This window comes from Pseudomonas sp. CC6-YY-74, assembly GCF_002025205.1.
Taxonomy (GTDB): Bacteria; Pseudomonadota; Gammaproteobacteria; order Pseudomonadales; family Pseudomonadaceae; genus Aquipseudomonas; species Aquipseudomonas paeninsulae.
Map to the genome: position 1 here is coordinate 1,257,757 of NZ_CP019947.1, position 16,103 is coordinate 1,273,859.

The 16,103-nt window shown below is 58.1% G+C and carries 12 protein-coding genes and 3 tRNA genes; 13 read left to right on the forward strand and 2 right to left on the reverse strand.

Going from position 1 to position 16,103, the window contains the following annotated elements; genetic code table 11:
- Positions 1 to 268 precede the first annotated feature (268 nt).
- Positions 269 to 2,125, reverse strand: a complete 1,857-nt coding sequence (locus B2D37_RS05875; RefSeq protein ID WP_079201845.1) for a sigma-54-dependent Fis family transcriptional regulator — start codon at positions 2,123 to 2,125, stop codon at positions 269 to 271.
- A gap of 276 nt (positions 2,126 to 2,401) precedes the next feature.
- Here B2D37_RS05875 and B2D37_RS05880 point away from each other — a divergent pair, with 276 nt between their 5' ends.
- The 6 genes from B2D37_RS05880 (at position 2,402) to B2D37_RS05905 (ending at position 8,408) form a co-directional block, all read left to right on the forward strand.
- A complete protein-coding gene (locus B2D37_RS05880) occupies positions 2,402 to 3,496 on the forward strand; it encodes an ABC transporter ATP-binding protein (RefSeq protein ID WP_079201846.1) in 1,095 nt (364 codons plus the stop codon).
- A complete protein-coding gene (locus B2D37_RS05885; protein WP_079201847.1) occupies positions 3,496 to 4,629 on the forward strand; it encodes an ABC transporter ATP-binding protein in 1,134 nt (377 codons plus the stop codon). Before B2D37_RS05880 ends, B2D37_RS05885 begins: the two co-directional genes overlap by 1 nt.
- Complete coding sequence (locus B2D37_RS05890; RefSeq protein WP_079201848.1) at positions 4,626 to 5,489, forward strand: carbohydrate ABC transporter permease; 864 nt, start codon at positions 4,626 to 4,628, stop codon at positions 5,487 to 5,489. Before B2D37_RS05885 ends, B2D37_RS05890 begins: the two co-directional genes overlap by 4 nt.
- An 8-nt stretch (positions 5,490 to 5,497) precedes the next feature.
- Positions 5,498 to 6,298, forward strand: coding sequence for a carbohydrate ABC transporter permease (locus tag B2D37_RS05895; protein ID WP_079201849.1), 801 nt, complete (start codon positions 5,498 to 5,500; stop codon positions 6,296 to 6,298).
- Positions 6,299 to 6,310: 12 nt separating this feature from the next.
- Positions 6,311 to 6,583 (forward strand): DUF2160 domain-containing protein, encoded by a 273-nt coding sequence (locus B2D37_RS05900; RefSeq protein ID WP_079201850.1) that lies wholly within the window; start codon positions 6,311 to 6,313, stop codon positions 6,581 to 6,583.
- A gap of 82 nt (positions 6,584 to 6,665) precedes the next feature.
- Positions 6,666 to 8,408 (forward strand): ABC transporter substrate-binding protein, encoded by a 1,743-nt coding sequence (locus B2D37_RS05905; RefSeq protein ID WP_079201851.1) that lies wholly within the window; start codon positions 6,666 to 6,668, stop codon positions 8,406 to 8,408.
- Between the two features lie 61 nt (positions 8,409 to 8,469).
- Here the strand turns inward: B2D37_RS05905 and folD are convergent, their stop codons facing one another.
- Positions 8,470 to 9,324 (reverse strand): bifunctional methylenetetrahydrofolate dehydrogenase/methenyltetrahydrofolate cyclohydrolase FolD, encoded by an 855-nt coding sequence (gene folD / locus B2D37_RS05910; RefSeq protein ID WP_079201852.1) that lies wholly within the window; start codon positions 9,322 to 9,324, stop codon positions 8,470 to 8,472.
- 270 nt (positions 9,325 to 9,594) lie between these two features.
- On the opposite strand from folD, the gene B2D37_RS05915 reads away from it, so the two are divergent.
- From B2D37_RS05915 to lon, 7 genes are all read left to right on the forward strand, one after another.
- Positions 9,595 to 9,671 (forward strand) — tRNA-Arg (locus tag B2D37_RS05915).
- Between the two features lie 33 nt (positions 9,672 to 9,704).
- Positions 9,705 to 9,780: transfer RNA gene (locus B2D37_RS05920), tRNA-His, on the forward strand.
- Positions 9,781 to 9,834: 54 nt separating this feature from the next.
- Positions 9,835 to 9,919, forward strand: a tRNA-Leu gene (locus B2D37_RS05925).
- A gap of 126 nt (positions 9,920 to 10,045) precedes the next feature.
- Positions 10,046 to 11,356: a trigger factor gene (tig, locus tag B2D37_RS05930; RefSeq protein ID WP_079201853.1), complete on the forward strand. Its 1,311-nt coding sequence runs from the start codon at positions 10,046 to 10,048 to the stop codon at positions 11,354 to 11,356.
- A 92-nt stretch (positions 11,357 to 11,448) separates the two neighbouring features.
- The gene (gene clpP, locus B2D37_RS05935) at positions 11,449 to 12,090 is read left to right on the forward strand and encodes an ATP-dependent Clp endopeptidase proteolytic subunit ClpP (protein WP_079201854.1); all 642 of its coding nucleotides are present in this window, start codon (positions 11,449 to 11,451) and stop codon (positions 12,088 to 12,090) included.
- Between the two features lie 109 nt (positions 12,091 to 12,199).
- Positions 12,200 to 13,480: an ATP-dependent Clp protease ATP-binding subunit ClpX gene (gene clpX / locus B2D37_RS05940; protein ID WP_079201855.1), complete on the forward strand. Its 1,281-nt coding sequence runs from the start codon at positions 12,200 to 12,202 to the stop codon at positions 13,478 to 13,480.
- Between the two features lie 152 nt (positions 13,481 to 13,632).
- Positions 13,633 to 16,029, forward strand: a complete 2,397-nt coding sequence (lon, locus tag B2D37_RS05945) for an endopeptidase La (RefSeq protein WP_079201856.1) — start codon at positions 13,633 to 13,635, stop codon at positions 16,027 to 16,029.
- Positions 16,030 to 16,103 lie beyond the last annotated feature (74 nt).

A 16,103-nucleotide genomic window follows, 5' to 3' on the forward strand; every position in this document is an offset into this window, starting at 1 on the left:
GGTTGTTTGACTCGTGAAGGCCGGGGGCGAAGGGTACAGCAGCCGGGGTGGTTCGGGGCTTTGCTGTGGATGCCGGCAAGTGCCGGCTAACGGCGCGAGATGGAGAGTGAGAAAACGGCGCTGCTCGATTGTTGGCGGTTTTGCTTGTTTCAATACGTTTTGGCGATTATCAGTTAAATTTGTCCACTATTCGCCGCAAGAACTCGCCTGCAGTCGGTGTTAAGCCTGTGACAACCTTGCCGTGCAAGGGGCGATCGATGACAGCGCCTTAAAGCTTCAGCCCCTGCTCCCTCAACCGCTTATACAGCGTGTTGCGGCTCACGCCCAAGCGCCTTGCCAGGTGCGAAATATTGCCGCCGCAGGCCTGAAACTGGCTGGCCAGGTCATCATCACCGGCGGTCAGTAAACCCGGTTGCTCACTTGCCGATGTCCCCTCATCGATGTCCTGCAAGTCGGCAAAAAAATCATCCGGCAGATGCTCCGGTCGAATCGGCTGGTCATCGGCCATGGCCAGGGCGATTTGCAGCACGCTGCTGAGTTGGCGCAGGTTGCCCGGCCAGGGGTGGCGCTCGAACAGTTCCATCACCTCAGCGCTGGGTTTGGCCCATTGCTGGGGTTCGCGGTGGTATTCCCAGATGCGTTGCACCATGGCGGCTTTGTCGGTGCGTTCGCGCAGCGGTGGCAGCTCCAGGTTGAGGCCGCTGATGCGGTAGTAGAGATCCTGGCGAAACAGGCCGGTGTCGACGTCCTGGCGCAAGGAGCGGTTGGTGGCGGAGATCAGGCGGACGTCCACCGGGTAGAGTTCGCTGCTGCCTAGCGGTTGCACGCAGCGTTCTTGCAATACCCTGAGCAAGCGGGCTTGCACCCGCAGTGGCATGTCGCCGATTTCATCGAGAAACAGGGTGCCTTGATGGGCCTTGCGGATCAGGCCGACGCTGCCTTTCTGGTTGGCGCCGGTGAAGGCGCCTTTTTCGTAGCCAAACAGTTCGGATTCCACCAGCTCGGCGGGAATGGCCGCGCAATTGACCGCGATCAACGCATGCTTGGCGCGGGAGCTGGCGTGGTGCAGGGCTTTGACGAAAACTTCCTTACCGACGCCGGTTTCGCCATGCACCAGAATCGGGATGTCTTTTTCCAGCAGGCGTTCGGCCTGGCGTACGGCTTTATCGACGCGTGGGTCGCCAAGGTTGATCGAGGCCAGGGTAAAGCCTTTGCTGCCGTCTTCAGGGTCAATGGGCTGACGGAAATCCCTGGCCTGGATCGGCGCCGGCTGCTGCGGGCGTTTGACCTGAGCGTGAAAGCGGAAACGGCCACCGGCGCGCAGGCAGAAGGGCAGGGCTTCGGGCTGGTTGAACAGGTGTAGCAGGGGCACGTCGAACAGACTTTCGATATTCACCCGCGCCAGACTGACGCCGAGCAGGCTGTCGGCGCGGCGGTTGGCCGACACCACCTGGCCCTGGTCATCGAAGATCAGTAGCCCAGCCCAGGGACTTTCCAGGTTGTCCAGGCTGGTATTGAACGTCAGTTGAAAGTAGCGCTGCTGGAACAGGTTGAGGATCAGGCGGTTTTCCACCGACTGGCTCATCATCTTGACCATGCCCAGGGTATGGGAGGGCGGCAGGTAGCTGTCGCTGGAAACGTCCAGTACCGCAATCATTTGCCGTTGCTCGTCGAAAATCGGCGAGGCCGAGCCGGTCATGAAACGGTTGACCTTGAGGAAGTGCTCATCGTGCTGGATATGCACCGGTTGCGCGCAGTTCAAGGCGGTGCCTATGGCATTGGTGCCGGTGTAGCGCTCCAGCCAGCTGGCCCCGGCGACGAAGCCGGGTGCGCGGCTGGGCTCGATAAAGCGCTGGTCGCCCCAGGACTGCAGCACCTGGCCCTGATTGTCGGCGAGCATGATCAGGCAATTGGAATTGGCGAGGATGTTGCCGTAGTAGGGCAGCACTTCTTTATGGGTGGTATGCACCAGCGCGTGCTGACTTTCCAGCAGGGCAGAGACTTCGCCGGGGCTGGGCTGAGTGAAGATGGGCGTGCTCTGGTGGGTCAGGCCGAAGTCGCGGCAACGCGACCAGGAGTCCTGAATGATGGTCTCGTGGGGCAGGACACTGGCAGCTTCAGCCATAACGAAGGTCTCGCAGGGGGTCTTGTTTTTATCGGGTTTCGGTCTGCGCCGAGGTGCACTCAGTGTCGCCTATGGCTGTTCAAAGTCAACGCGTCGACTGTTCAAGTGTTCATGGTCGACTGTTCAATATTGTTCATCTGGAAAAATATTACCCGCGGAAATATTCAGCTAATTCTATGTAAATCAATTGCATATATGAATTTGTAGGCGCTTGGCACGGAACTCGCTTTGTCACTGGGCAGCTAGAACGCAAATAACAAGAAAATAGGACGGCCCATGTCACTTACGCTTGAGAATGTCACGCGTATCGTCGATCAGCAGGTGCACATCGACGATGTATGCCTGAGCTTCGACCCCGGCTCCTTCAATGTGTTGCTCGGCCGCACCCTGTCCGGCAAGACCAGCCTGATGCGTTTGATGGCGGGCCTGGACAAGCCGAGCAGCGGGCGCATCCTGATGAATGGCGCGGACATGACCAATGTCTCGGTGCGCCAGCGCAACGTGTCGATGGTCTACCAGCAGTTCATCAATTACCCGACCCTGACGGTGTTCGAGAATATCGCCTCGCCGCTGCGCCAGGCCGGGGTGAACAAAGCCGAGATTCTCGAAAAAGTGCATGCCACGGCGAAGATGCTGCGCATCGAGGCCTTGCTCCAGCGCCACCCGCTGGAACTGTCCGGCGGCCAGCAGCAGCGTACGGCCATGGCTCGCGCCTTGGTCAAGGATGCTTCGCTGATTCTGTTCGACGAACCGCTGGTCAACCTCGACTACAAGCTGCGCGAAGAGCTGCGCCAGGAGATGCGTGAGCTATTCGAAGCGCGGCATACCATCGCCATCTATGCCACCACCGAACCGAACGAGGCCCTGGCCCTGGGCGGCACCACCACCATCCTGCACGAGGGGCGGGTGGTGCAAAGCGGCAAGGCCGCCGAGGTCTACCACCAGCCGCAGACTGTGCTGGCCGCCGAGCTGTTCTCGGAGCCGGCGATCAACCTGATGCCGGGGCGCATCAGTGGTACCGAAGTGAGCTTCGCCGACGCCGTGCATTTTCCGCTCAACTCCGATTTGCAAAGCATCGCCGAAGGCGAATACCGCTTCGGCGTGCGCCCCAGTCATATCGGCCTGGTGCCGTCCAACGACGACGATCTGGAATTGGCCGTAACCGTCGAACTGGCGGAAATCAGCGGCTCGGAAACCTTCCTGCATGTGCGCAATGAGCAGTTCGTGCTGGTGCTGCACCTGCCTGGCGTACACGAGTACGCCGTCGATACGCCGATCCTCATCTATATCCCGACCCATAAACTGTTCGTCTTCGAAGCCAATGGCCGGTTGATCCAGGCGCCGAGCCGCCGTTTAGCGAGGACTGCCTGATGGCTGAGATACGTTTGCACAACCTGGCCCATAGCTACAGCCACGAGCCCAAGAGTGCGGCTGATTATGCGATCCGCGAGATGAACCATGTCTGGGCGCAGGGCGGTGCTTATGCCTTGCTCGGGCCGTCCGGCTGCGGCAAGTCGACCCTGCTCAATATCATCTCCGGTTTGCTCAGCCCGTCCCACGGCGAGGTGCAGTTCGACGGCAAGGTGGTCAACCATCTGCATCCCGAACAGCGCAATATCGCCCAGGTTTTCCAGTTTCCGGTGGTTTACGACACCATGACGGTGTTCGACAACCTGGCCTTCCCGTTGCGTAACCAGGGCATGCATAAGGCCAAGATTCTGGCCAAGGTCAACGAAATCGCCGAGGTGCTGGATCTGCATCCACTGTTGCACAGGCGAGCGAGCAACCTGACCGCCGACGAGAAGCAGAAGGTCTCCATGGGCCGCGGCCTGGTGCGCGATGACGTCTCGGCGATTCTCTTCGACGAGCCGCTGACGGTGATCGACCCGCACCTGAAGTGGAAACTGCGCCGCAAGCTCAAGCAGATCCACGAGCAGTTCAATATCACCATGGTCTACGTCACCCACGATCAGTTGGAGGCCTCGACCTTCGCCGACAAGATCGCGGTGATGTACGGCGGCCAGATCGTCCAGTTCGGCACCCCGCGCGAACTATTCGAGCGGCCCAGCCACACCTTCGTCGGCTATTTCATCGGCAGCCCGGGGATGAACCTGATCGAGGTCAGTCGTTGCGAGGGCGGTGTGCGTTTCGCCGATACCGTGCTGCCCTTGTCGCCAGCGCTGACTCAACGGCTTGACGAACTGGACTGGAGCAGCCTGAAAGTCGGCATTCGCCCCGAATTCGTGCATGTCTGGGAAGGCCCGAACGAAGACGCGCTGTGCGGTGAGGTGGTGCATCTCGAAGATCTGGGTACCTATAAAATCCTCACCCTGCGCCTAGACGGACAGCTGCTCAAAGTGCGCCTGCAGGAGGATCAGCCGGTGCCGCAACAGCAGGTCTATCTGAGCTTTCCGGCGCAGTGGCTGATGCTCTATGCCGACGAATACCTGGTGCAAGAGCTGCCAACGCAAGCTCGCTCGCAATCAGTGGAGGTGCAGCCATGAAGGTTTATAACAACAAGGCCTGGTGGTTGGTATTGCCGGTGTTCCTGCTGGTGGCGTTCAGCGCCATCGTGCCAATGATGACGGTGGTCAACTACTCGGTGCAGGACATCTTCGACCATTCGACGCGCTATTTCGTCGGGGTCGATTGGTACCGGCAGGTGCTGCAGGACACGCGCCTGCATGACTCGTTGCTGCGCCAGTTCATTTTTTCCGGTTGCGTGCTGCTGATCGAGATTCCCCTGGGCATTGCCATCGCCTTGACCATGCCGACCAAGGGTCGCTGGGCGTCGCTGGTGCTGATCGTTATGGCGATTCCGTTGCTGATCCCGTGGAACGTGGTCGGCACCATCTGGCAGATCTTCGGCCGCGCCGACATCGGCCTGATGGGTTGGGCACTGAATAGCATGGGCATCAGCTACAACTATGCCGCCAACACCAGCGATGCCTGGGTCACGGTGCTGATTATGGATGTCTGGCATTGGACGTCGCTGGTGGCGCTGCTCTGTTATTCCGGGCTGCGGGCGATCCCCGATGTGTATTACCAGGCGGCGCGCATCGACCGTGCCTCGGACTGGGCGGTGTTTCGCCACATTCAGCTGCCCAAGCTGAAAAGCGTGCTGCTGATCGCGGTGATGCTGCGTTTCATGGACAGCTTTATGATCTACACCGAGCCGTTCGTGCTTACCGGTGGCGGCCCGGGCAATGCCACCACCTTCCTCAGCCAGACCCTGACCCAGATGGCCATCGGCCAATTCGATCTGGGCCCGGCGGCGGCATTCTCTCTGGTGTACTTCCTGATCATTCTGTTGGTGTCCTGGCTGTTCTATACCGCCATGACCCATAACGACAAGACGCGCTGAGGCCGACCATGACCCTACGAAAAAAAGTGGTGTTGGGGCTGTATATCCTGTTCCTGCTGGTGCCCATCTACTGGTTGTTGAACATGTCGTTCAAGAGCAATACCGAGATTCTCGGTGGTCTGAGCATGTGGCCGCACAGCTTCACCCTGGCCAACTACAAGGTGATCTTCACCGACCCCAGTTGGTATGAGGGCTACCTCAACTCGCTGTACTACGTGACCCTGAACACGCTGATATCCCTGACGGTGGCGCTGCCGGCGGCTTATGCCTTCTCGCGCTACCGCTTCCTTGGCGATAAGCATCTGTTCTTCTGGCTGCTGACCAACCGCATGGCGCCGCCGGCAGTGTTCCTGCTGCCGTTCTTCCAGCTGTACTCCTCAATTGGCCTGTTCGATACCCATATCGCCGTGGCCCTGGCGCACTGCCTGTTCAACGTGCCGCTGGCGGTGTGGATTCTCGAAGGCTTTATGTCCGGGGTGCCGAAGGAGATCGACGAAACAGCCTATATCGACGGCTACAGCTTCCCGAAATTCTTCGTCAAGATATTTATCCCGTTAATCGGTTCTGGCATCGGTGTCACCGCGTTCTTCTGCTTCATGTTCTCCTGGGTCGAGCTGCTGCTGGCGCGCACCCTGACCTCGGTGAACGCCAAACCCATCGCCGCGGTGATGACCCGCACAGTCTCGGCTTCCGGTATCGATTGGGGGGTGCTGGCGGCTGCCGGCGTATTGACTATCCTGCCGGGGATGCTGGTGATCTGGTTCGTTCGCAACCACGTGGCCAAGGGCTTTGCCCTGGGCCGGGTCTAAGGAGCAAAAATTATGGATTGGATGGCTTGGACTCTGCCCACCGCATTGTTCTTCTGCGCTATCGCCGCGATTCTGGCGGGTATGACGGCGTGGGAACTGCGCTCCCCTTGTATTGAGCGCAAAGGCTTCTTGCCGATCAGCACTACCCGTGGTGATCGGCTGTTTATCGGTCTGCTGGGAAGCGCCTACCTGCATCTGCTGGTGGTGGGCACGACCGATTGGAGTGTGTGGATAGCCTCGGTGCTGTCCTTATTTTTGCTGTTTGCAGTGATGCGTTGGGGCTAAGCCGGGTTGCTGTCGGTCACGACCGCTGGACTCGTGACCTGTAACCGACTTACCTCGCCCAAAACCTGAGATGGAGGTCTCTATGTTCGACAATAACAACAAAACACGACATAGCATGGCGCTGGCTGCCTTGCTGACGTTGTCCGGATTGAGCGGCGCCGCTTGGGCGGATGCCTATGAGGAGGCGGCAAAAAAATGGATTGCCGATGAATTCAGTCCCTCGACGTTGACCGCGCAACAACAGCTCGAAGAGCTGAAGTGGTTCATCAAGGCGGCGGAGCCGTTCCGTGGCATGGAGATCAGCGTCGCCTCGGAGACGATCGCCACCCACGAGTACGAGTCCAAGGTGCTGGCCAAGGCTTTCAGTGAAATCACCGGGATCAAGCTCAAGCACGACCTGATGCAAGAAGGTGATGTGGTTGAGAAGCTGCAAACCCAGATGCAGTCGGACAAGAACATCTACGATGGCTATATCAACGACTCGGACCTGATCGGCACCCACTTCCGTTACGGCAAGGCCGTGCCGCTGACCGACATGATGGCCGGCGATGGCAAGGACTTCACCTCGCCGACTCTGGACCTGCCGGACTTCATCGGCCTGGACTTCACCACCGCGCCGGATGGCAAGCTGTATCAACTGCCCGACCAGCAGTTCGCCAACCTCTATTGGTTCCGCGCCGACTGGTTCGAGCGTCCGGAGCTGAAGGCCAAGTTCAAGGAGATCTACGGTTACGAGCTGGGTGTGCCGGTTAACTGGTCGGCCTATGAGGACATTGCCGAGTTCTTCTCGGAGAAGGTCAAGGAAATCGACGGCCAGCGCGTCTACGGCCATATGGATTACGGCAAGAAAGACCCCTCCCTGGGCTGGCGCTTTACCGATGCCTGGTTCTCCATGGCCGGTGGCGGCGACAAGGGTCTGCCTAACGGCCTACCGGTGGACGAGTGGGGCATTCGTGTAGACGGTTGCCGCCCGGTCGGTTCCAGTGTCGCGCGCGGTGGTGCTACCAATGGTCCGGCGGCGGTCTATGCGACCACCAAGTATGTCGACTGGATGCGCCAATACGCGCCGCCGGAAGCCCAGGGCATGACCTTCTCCGAGGCCGGTCCCGTGCCTGCTCAGGGCGCCATCGCCCAGCAGATCTTCTGGTACACCGCCTTTACCTCCGACATGACCAAAGTCGGCTTGCCGGTGGTCAACGAAGACGGCACGCCGAAGTGGCGCATGGCACCTTCGCCGAAAGGTCCGTACTGGGAAGAGGGCATGAAGCTGGGTTATCAGGACGCCGGTTCCTGGACCTTCCTCAAATCCACCCCGGACAAGCAGCGTCTGGCGGCCTGGTTGTATGCCCAGTTCGTCACCTCGAAAACCGTGTCGCTGAAGAAGACGCTGGTTGGTCTGACGCCGATTCGCGAGTCGGATATCAACTCGCAGGCGATGACCGATATCGCGCCGAAACTCGGAGGTTTGGTCGAGTTCTATCGCAGTCCGGCACGGGAGCAGTGGACGCCGACCGGTACCAACGTACCGGACTATCCGCGTTTGGCGCAGCTGTGGTGGCAGTTTATTGCCGAGGCGGCCAGTGGCGACAAGTCGCCGCAAGAGGCGCTGGATGGTCTGGCTGCCGCTCAGGACACCATGCTCGGTCGTCTGGAGCGTGCCGGCGTGCTGGGTGAGTGCGGTCCTAAGCTGAACGAGGCAAAAGACCCGCAGTATTGGTTGGATCAGCCAGGCGCTCCCAAGCCGAAACTGGCGAACGAAAAACCCAAGGGTGAAACCATCAATTACAACGAGCTGCTCAAGTCCTGGGAACAGGCGGGTGATTGATAGTTAACCGGTCATAAAAAACGGCACCCTCGGGTGCCGTTTTTTATGACTGTCGAGCGCGCTACTTGTGCAGGTGCTCGGCGGCATGCAGGGTGTTTTCCAGCAGGCCGGCGCGAGTCATGGGGCCAACTCCGCCCGGTACCGGGGTGATCCAGCCGGCGCGGGGCAGGGCGGCTTCATACTCCACGTCGCCGATCAGCTTGCCGTCCGCCTGGCGGTTGATCCCAACGTCGATGACGATGGCGCCTTGCTTGACCCACTCGCCCTTGACCAGGCCAGGCTTGCCGGCTGCCACCACCACGATGTCGGCTTGTGCCACATGGCTGGCCAGATCCTTGGTGAAGCGATGGGTGATGGTGACGGTGCAGCCGGCCAGCAGCAGTTCCATGGCCATGGGGCGGCCAACGATATTGGAGGCCCCGACTACCACGGCATGCAGGCCATACAGATCCACGCCGGTGCTGTGCAGCAGGGTCATGATGCCTTTTGGTGTGCAGGGGCGTAGCAGCGGCATGCGCTGGGCCAGGCGGCCGATGTTGTAAGGATGGAAGCCGTCGACATCTTTGTCCGGGCGGATGTGCTCGAGTAATAACGATGCATCCAGGCTTTCTGGCAGCGGCAGCTGCACCAGGATGCCGTCAATGCTCGGGTCATCATTCAGTCGTTCGATCAGCGCCAGAAGCTCACCTTGGCTGGTGTCGGCGGAAAGGTCGTAGGCCTGAGAAACGAAGCCGACTTCTTCGCAGTCTTTGCGCTTGTGCGACACGTAGACCTGAGAGGCAGGATCGCTGCCGACCAGAATCACCGCGAGGCCAGGTGCTCGCAGACCTTGCTGACGCCTTTCGGCGACCCGTTTGGCGATCTGCTGGCGGAGGCTGGCGGCGATCGCTTTGCCATCGATCAGTTGTGCGGTCATTGCGCTTGGTTAACCATTGGAAAGGATTGAAAAAGGAGGCGCATTCTCGCATGGCGTAACCCCAGGGCAAAGGCGCGTGCGAGGGTTTTCGCGTAACTCCTTTATATAGCTGAATTTTTTTAGCATTCCCTGTTGACGTGTTATCGGCGCCTCTATAACATTCGCCCCGCTTGTCGAGCACAGCCAGTCGCTGGGTAAGACGGCAAACGCAGGGGCCGCAAGGTTTCTGCTGCAGCCGAAAGCTTTAAGTCTGCTCTTGCAGATGGATAGGCGCCCGTAGCTCAGCTGGATAGAGCATCCGCCTTCTAAGCGGATGGTCGCAGGTTCGAGTCCTGCCGGGCGTGCCATTTGGCAGCTTTGGCGCAAGTACATGCAATATGGTGGGCGTAGCTCAGTTGGTAGAGCGCAGGATTGTGACTCCTGTTGTCGTGGGTTCGATCCCCATCGTCCACCCCATATTTAAAGGCGCCAGGTCGAAAGCCTGGCGTTTTTGTTTGAAAGCCTTACCACGCGGACGTGGTGGAATTGGTAGACACACTGGATTTAGGTTCCAGCGCCGCAAGGTGTGAGAGTTCGAGTCTCTCCGTCCGCACCATCTTTAGCTCCCTCCCGTTTGCCGCTAGCATCTAGGGTGACTTCTGCAAATTGACCCTCTAGAATGCATGCCCTTGATTCGGGGCCGGTAAACGGCCGGCCTATGTCTGTGCAACGAGGAATACCCATGCAAGTTTCTGTTGAAAGCACTTCTGCTCTTGAGCGTCGCATGACCGTCGGCGTTCCCGTCGAGCGCATCGAGACTGAGGTCAACAAGCGTCTGCAACAGACTGCCCGTAAGGCTAAAGTTGCTGGCTTCCGTCCTGGCAAAGTACCGATGAGTGTGATTCGCCAGCGCTACGAAGACTCCGCTCGTCAGGAAGCCTTGGGCGATCTGATTCAGGCCACCTTCTACGAGGCCGTGGTCGAGCAGAAGCTCAATCCGGCAGGCTCTCCGGCCGTCGAGCCGAAAACCTTCGAGAAGGGCAAGGACCTGGAGTACGTGGCGACTTTCGAAGTCTTCCCGGAATTCGTGGTGGCTGGTCTCGAGACTATCGCTATCGAGCGTCTTCAGGCCGATGTGGCTGATGCCGATCTGGACAACATGCTGGAAATTCTGCGCAAGCAGAACACCCGCTTCGAAGTGGTTGAGCGTGCTGCCGAAGATGGCGATCAGCTGAATATCGATTTCGCTGGTCAGATCGACGGCGAAGCCTTCGCTGGTGGTTCTGCCACTGGTTCTCAGCTGGTTCTTGGCTCCGGCCGCATGATCCCTGGCTTTGAAGATGCACTGGTTGGTGCCAAAGCCGGTGATGTACGGGTAATCAACCCGGTGTTCCCGGAGGATTACCAGAACCTGGATCTGGCCGGTAAGACTGCCGAGTTCACTGTTACCGTGAACAGCGTTTCCGCTCCTCAGTTGCCTGAGCTCAACGATGAATTCTTCGCCCAGTTCGGTGTCAAGGAAGGCGGCCTGGAAGGCTTTCGCGCCGAAGTGCGCAAGAACATGGAGCGCGAGCTGCGTCAGGCTATCAAGTCCAAGGTGAAGAACCAGGTGATGGACGGTCTGCTGGCTGCCAATCCGATCGAAGCGCCGAAGTCCCTGATCGGCAACGAAGTCAATCGCCTGCGCGTCCAGGCTGTGCAGCAGTTCGGTGGCAACATCAAACCCGAGCAGCTGCCGGCGGAGCTGTTCGAAGAACAAGCCAGGCGTCGCGTGGTGCTGGGCCTGATCGTTGCCGAAGTAGTCAAGCAGTTCGAACTCAAGCCTGACGATGCCCGTGTGCGCGAGATGATCCAGGAAATGGCCTCCGCTTACCAAGAGCCTGAGCAGGTCGTGGCCTGGTACTACAAAAACGACCAGCAAATGAACGAAGTCCGTTCGGTTGTGCTGGAAGAGCAAGTTGTAGATACTGTTTTGCAGAAGGCTAATGTGACCGATAAATCGGTCTCCTACGAAGAAGCTGTCAAGCCGGTGGAAGCTCCGCAAGCCGCCTGATTTCTTTACCTCGTTCGAGCACACCATAAGCCAGCCACCGTGCTGGCTTATGCGTATTTGATACATGACTGTTTAGGGAGCGAGTGCAAGAAATGTCCCGCAATCCTTTTATGCAACAAATGCCAGACATTCAGGCCGCTGGCGGCTTGGTGCCTATGGTTATCGAGCAAACGGCCCGCGGTGAGCGCGCCTATGACATCTACTCGCGCCTGCTCAAGGAGCGCGTGATCTTCCTGATTGGCCCGGTCGAAGACTATATGGCCAATCTGGTAGCCGCGCAGCTGTTGTTCCTTGAAGCGGAAAATCCGGACAAGGACATCCATCTGTATATCAACTCGCCGGGTGGTTCGGTGACTGCAGGCATGTCGATCTACGACACCATGCAGTTCATTCGGCCGGACGTGTCGACTATCTGCATCGGCCAGGCGTGTAGCATGGGTGCCTTGCTGCTGACTGCTGGCGCTGCCGGCAAGCGCTTCTGCCTGCCGCACTCGCGAATGATGATCCATCAGCCGCTGGGTGGCTTCCAGGGGCAGGCGTCGGATATCGAAATTCATGCCCGCGAAATCCTGACCATCCGTGATCGCCTGAACAATGTACTGGCTGGCCACACCGGTCAGCCGCTGGATGTAATTGCCCGTGACACCGATCGCGATAACTTCATGAGCGGTGAAACGGCGGTTGCCTATGGCCTTATCGACAAGGTGCTCGATAAACGCCTGGCTTCCAGCTAATCAGCGCTGATTGTGCGCGGCCGACATGCCGTCGGTCGCATTGCGGGCTTGAAAATGCTCGCATTTGCCTCCATCTTGTTTTTCAAGCCTATCGTATTGGATTGATCGAATGACTGACACCCGCAATGGCGAGGACAACGGCAAGCTGCTTTATTGCTCCTTCTGCGGCAAAAGCCAGCATGAAGTGCGCAAATTGATTGCCGGCCCCTCGGTCTTTATCTGCGACGAGTGCGTCGACCTGTGCAACGACATCATCCGTGAGGAGGTGCAGGAAGCCCAGGCCGAAAGCAGCGCGCACAAGCTGCCTGCGCCAAAGGAAATCAGCGCCATCCTCGATCAGTATGTGATTGGTCAGGAGCGGGCGAAGAAAATCTTGGCAGTGGCAGTTTATAACCACTACAAGCGGCTTAATCAGCGCGAAAAGAAGGATGATATCGAGCTGGGCAAGAGCAATATCCTGCTGATCGGTCCAACCGGTTCGGGTAAAACCCTACTGGCTGAAACCTTGGCGCGCTTGCTTAATGTTCCGTTCACCATCGCTGACGCCACCACGCTGACCGAAGCTGGTTATGTGGGGGAGGATGTCGAGAACATCATCCAGAAGCTGCTGCAGAAGTGCGATTACGATGTGGAAAAGGCCCAGATGGGCATCGTCTATATCGACGAAATCGACAAGATCTCGCGTAAGTCCGATAACCCTTCGATCACTCGCGATGTGTCGGGTGAGGGTGTACAGCAAGCCTTGTTGAAACTGATCGAGGGCACAGTTGCCTCGGTTCCTCCGCAAGGTGGGCGCAAGCATCCACAGCAGGAGTTCCTGCAGGTCGATACGCGCAATATCCTGTTTATCTGCGGCGGCGCTTTCTCTGGGTTGGAAAAGGTTATTCAGGGCCGTTCGACCAGGGGCGGGATCGGTTTCAATGCCGAGGTTCGCAGCAAGGATCTGGGTAAGAAGATTGGTGAATCGCTGCGTGCGGTTGAGCCGGACGATCTGGTCAAGTTTGGTTTGATCCCGGAATTTGTTGGTCGTTTGCCAGTTATCGCAACCCTCGACGAGTTGGATGAAGTTGCGCTTATGCAGATTCTGACCGAGCCGAAGAATGCCCTGACCAAGCAATATGCCAAGCTTTTCGAGATGGAAGGTGTCGATCTGGAGTTCCGTCCAGACGCATTGCAGTCCGTTGCACGCAAGGCCTTGGAGCGTAAGACTGGCGCTCGCGGCTTGCGCTCGATCCTCGAGGGTATTCTGCTCGATACCATGTACGAAATCCCCTCGCAGTCGGAGGTGAGTAAGGTTGTCATCGATGAGAGTGTTGTCGATGGAACATCCAAGCCCCTGTTGATTTACGAGAACAGCGAACCTGTTGCCAAGGTCGCACCTGACGCTTGAGTCCGTCTGTTACATGTTGAAAGCAAGGGGCCCGCGGGCCCCTTTGCTTTTGCAGCCGAAACGCTTGTTTTTTGCTGGGGCTACCCCCATCTTAGGGTTAAGGGTTATCCCAACTATTTAAGGCCTAATGGGCCGCTGTAGAGCGAAAAATCATGAAGACAACCATCGAATTGCCTCTCCTTCCGCTACGCGATGTCGTGGTCTATCCGCACATGGTCATCCCGCTTTTCGTCGGACGCGAGAAATCCATCGAGGCCCTGGAGGCCGCGATGACCGGCGAGAAGCAGATTTTGCTGATTGCCCAGAAAAATCCTGCCGATGATGATCCCGGCGAAGAAGGGCTCTACCGTGTCGGTACCGTTGCGACGGTATTGCAATTGCTGAAACTGCCCGATGGCACCGTAAAGGTGCTGGTCGAAGGTGAGCAGCGCGGAGAAGTCGAACGGTTTATTGAAGTGGATGGCCACTGTCGCGCCGAAGTGCAGTTGATCGACGAGGTCGATGCGCCGGGGCGCGAGTCCGAAGTGTTTGTCCGCAGTTTGCTCAGTCAATTCGAGCAATACGTGCAGCTGGGGAAAAAGGTTCCGCCAGAGGTGTTGTCCTCGCTCAACAGTATCGATGAGCCGAGCCGCCTGGTCGACACCATGGCCGCACACATGGCGCTGAAGATCGAACAGAAACAGGAAATCCTGGAAATCACCGATTTGTCGGCGCGAGTCGAGCATGTACTTGCCCTGCTGGATGTCGAGATTGATCTGTTGCAGGTCGAGAAGCGCATTCGTGGCCGGGTCAAGAAGCAGATGGAGCGCAGCCAGCGCGAGTACTACCTGAATGAGCAGATGAAGGCCATTCAGAAAGAACTTGGCGACAGCGAGGACGGTCTCAATGAGCTCGATGAGCTGAAAAAGCGCATCGAGAACGGCGGGTTGAGCAAAGAGGCCTATAGCAAGGCCCAGACCGAACTGAGCAAGCTCAAGCAGATGTCGCCCATGTCGGCCGAAGCCACGGTGGTGCGCTCCTATATCGACTGGCTGGTGAATGTACCGTGGACTGCGCGCAGTAAGGTACGCCTGGATCTGGCGCGCGCCGAAGCAATCCTGGATGCCGATCACTACGGGCTCGATGAGGTCAAGGACCGTATCCTCGAGTACCTCGCTGTGCAGAAGCGAGTGAAGAAGATCAAGGGGCAGGTACTCTGCCTGGTCGGGCCGCCGGGTGTGGGCAAGACCTCGTTGGCGGAGTCCATCGCTCACGCCACCAACCGCAAGTTCGTGCGTATGGCGCTCGGCGGTGTACGCGATGAGGCAGAGATTCGCGGTCATCGCCGTACCTATATTGGTTCGATGCCGGGTCGCCTGATTCAGAAAATGACCAAGGTGGGCGTACGTAATCCGCTGTTCCTGCTCGATGAAATCGACAAGATGGGCCAGGATATGCGGGGTGATCCGGCTTCCGCGCTGCTTGAGGTGCTTGATCCGGAGCAGAACCACAATTTCAACGATCACTATCTGGAGGTCGATTACGACCTCTCGGATGTAATGTTCCTCTGTACCGCCAACTCCATGAATATTCCGGCAGCTTTGCTCGATCGCATGGAGGTGATCCGTCTGCCCGGCTACACGGAAGACGAGAAGATCAACATCGCCATCAAGTACCTGGCGCCCAAGCAGATCCAGGCGAATGGCCTGAAAAAAGGCGAGCTCACTGTCGAGCGCGAAGCCATTCGCGACATCATTCGCTACTACACTCGCGAAGCCGGTGTACGCAGCCTGGAGCGGCAGATTGCCAAGGTCTGCCGCAAGGCGGTGAAGGAGCACAGCCTGGAAAAACGTTTTGAAGTGCTGGTGACCGCAGACTCGCTTGAGCATTTCCTCGGTGTGCACAAGCATCGTTATGGCTTGGCGGAACTGCAAGATCAGATCGGTCAGGTGACAGGGCTGGCCTGGACTCAAGTGGGTGGCGAGTTGCTGACCATCGAAGCCGCAGTGGTGCCGGGCAAGGGGCAGTTGATCAAGACCGGTTCGCTGGGCGATGTGATGCTTGAATCCATTACTGCAGCGCAGACCGTGGTGCGTAGTCGGGCGAAGAGCCTGGGAGTCCCTCTGGACTTCTACGAGAAGCGCGACATCCATATCCATATGCCGGAGGGGGCAACCCCGAAAGATGGCCCTAGCGCGGGTGTAGGCATGTGCACGGCGCTGGTCTCGGCCTTGACTCAGATTCCGGTGCGCGCAGATGTGGCCATGACCGGAGAAATCACCCTGCGTGGCCAAGTGTTGGCCATCGGTGGTTTGAAAGAAAAACTCCTGGCTGCGCATCGGGGTGGAATCAAAACTGTGATCATTCCGGAAGAGAATGTGCGCGATTTGAAAGAGATTCCGGAGAACATTAAGCAAGACTTGGTGATTAAACCAGTTAAATGGATTGACGAAGTCCTGCAAATTGCGCTGCAATACGCGCCGGAGCCCTTGCCTGATGCGGCTCCTGAGCTGGTTACAAAGGATGACAAGCGCGAGACTGATTCCAAGGAGCGAATTAGCACGCACTAGTTGGGAGACTTCCTTGACACAATTTTAGAGCCCTTGTTATAAAGCGGCTCTTATTGTGTCGGAAGATCATCCAG